This is a genomic window from Micromonospora sp. NPDC001898 (assembly GCF_042891255.1).
Classification (GTDB): domain Bacteria; phylum Actinomycetota; class Actinomycetes; order Mycobacteriales; family Micromonosporaceae; genus Micromonospora.
This window is the reverse complement of record NZ_JBIATC010000049.1, coordinates 1-1,431: the sequence shown is the minus strand read 5'-3', so window position 1 is coordinate 1,431 and position 1,431 is coordinate 1. Positions and strand designations below refer to the sequence as shown.

Annotated in this window: 2 protein-coding genes; both read right to left on the bottom strand. The window is 69.1% G+C overall.

The window, feature by feature from the left end; all coding sequences use genetic code 11:
• Nucleotides 1–69: 69 nt before the first annotated feature.
• Complete coding sequence (locus ACFYZF_RS30620; RefSeq protein ID WP_387026663.1) at nucleotides 70–489, bottom strand: hypothetical protein; 420 nt, start codon at nucleotides 487–489, stop codon at nucleotides 70–72.
• The gene (locus ACFYZF_RS30615) at nucleotides 486–1,328 is read right to left on the bottom strand and encodes an IS5 family transposase (protein ID WP_387026662.1); all 843 of its coding nucleotides are present in this window, start codon (nucleotides 1,326–1,328) and stop codon (nucleotides 486–488) included. The genes ACFYZF_RS30620 and ACFYZF_RS30615 overlap by 4 nt, the downstream gene beginning before the upstream one ends.
• Nucleotides 1,329–1,431: the final 103 nt, after the last annotated feature.

Genomic DNA, 1,431 nt, shown 5'->3' with positions numbered 1-1,431 from the left:
TCAGAGGGTGGTTCGGAAGGGCATGTCCGTTGTGGGTTTGGCCGCGGGGTAGAGGTCCTGCTCGTGGGGCTATGCGGCTGGCGGTGGCGAGGCGGGGGTGAACAGGCCGGCCTCGGGTTCGGTCAGGATCTGGCGGGCGACGAGGCGTTTGAGCTTGGCGCGGAGATTCTCGGTGTCCTTGGCGGTGGTGCCGGTGCCGAGGGCCTGGCAGATGTCCTTGGCGCGCATCGGGGCGGTGCCGCCGTGGAACACGGCGAGGATCTGCTGGTATGCGGGGCTGGCGACGGTCGCGTCTGTGGGTGCCGCCGGGTCGGCGTGGCCGGTCAGGCTGAGCAGCGTCTTGCGGGTGATGGCGAGTTCGGCCAGCTCGGTCTCGGCCATGGTGAGCTGGTCGGTGAGGGCGGCGATCTGCTCGCGGAGCCGCTCTGCGGTGATGCCGGCGGCGGTCTCGCGTTCGGTGAGCAGGTCCAGCAGCGGCGGTCGGGTCACCGCTGGTGGCCCGGGTCGCGCCAGGACGCGGTGGTGGTGCCGGTCAACCGGCGGACCAGGTTCGCCGTCGAGGCCCACCAGGTGCGGGACACCGCCGAGGCAGGTCGGCTCTCGTACTCGCGGACCAGGCGGCGGTGCAGCATCAGCGTGCCGTTGGTCTGCTCCACCACCCACCGGCGTGCGATCGGCACGAACCCGGCGGCCGTGTCGGTGCGCTTGACCTGCTCGACGTCGATACCGTTCACCGCGCCGTGAATCTGCACGTCGTCTTTGAACCCGGCGTCGACCCATGCCTTGGTCACCGAAGGGGTGTGGGCCACGACGTTGTCCAGCAGTCGCACGCCGATCGCGTTGTCCGTGACCGACGCCGCGGTGACCACCACCGCGATGATCAACCCCAAGGCGTCCACTGCCAGGCCCCGTTTACGGCCCGGGACCTTCTTCGCGGCGTCCTTGCCGGTCGTCGCGGCCGGGACGTGGTTGGCCGCCCGGATCGACTGGGTGTCCAACACCACCGCGGTCGGGTCCTCCCGACGGCCGGCTCGCTCCCGCGCCTGGCAGCGCAGCAGATCGTGGATCACCTGGTCGGTGCCGTCATCGCGCCACAGGGCGAAGTAGTAGTAGGTGGCCGACTTCGGTGGCAGGTCGTGCGGCAGGTACGCCCACTGACAACCGGTCCGGTTCTGGTAGAAGATCGCGTTCACGATCTCCCGCAGCGCGTAGCGGCCCTGATGCCCCGACACCGACGGGTGCCGGTCCTTCCACGCCTGCAGGAACGGCCCGACCACCAACCATTGCTCGTCGGTCAGGTCACTCGGGTACGCCGCTCGCTCGCCCATGATCGACCCAACGCGATGGAGACCTCACCGGTTACGACCATCGCTCGCATTCACACACTGAGCCAAGCCCACAATGGGCAAAGGCTACCGAACCACCCTCTCA